Raw genomic sequence first — 328 nt, forward strand, 5'->3', positions numbered from 1 at the left:
TTCCTATCCCAATAGCAAGTATTGACTATGCCAGTCTAGAAACAATGGCAAGCTCAAAAGGCTGCACTCTTGAGCAAGTGGGACGTCGCTTGATTAGCAATGTTGTAGTAGTGAGGTCAAGCAACGGAGAATACAGAGAGCTGTGGGTAAGCCCGAGCTACCGCGATTACACAGCGGCTTGGAAGGCGGTATTCGGACCCGTGTCAAACATTCATCAACGATGGCAAGCAGTAGCAACTAGCAGCACTTCAAGCACCTACCACCTCGATCATGTTTTATCTTCAGCTATTGCAACTAAAATAACGTACGCCTATGTGCGCTTGTTCCC

General features: G+C 47.9%; 1 pseudogene. It reads left to right on the forward strand.

Going from position 1 to position 328, the window contains the following annotated elements:
- Positions 1-328 (forward strand): annotated as a pseudogene (locus tag AB4585_RS24370) (hypothetical protein); the annotation flags it as partial.

This window comes from Vibrio sp. 10N.222.49.C9, assembly GCF_041474985.1.
Taxonomy (GTDB): Bacteria; Pseudomonadota; Gammaproteobacteria; order Enterobacterales; family Vibrionaceae; genus Vibrio; species Vibrio crassostreae_C.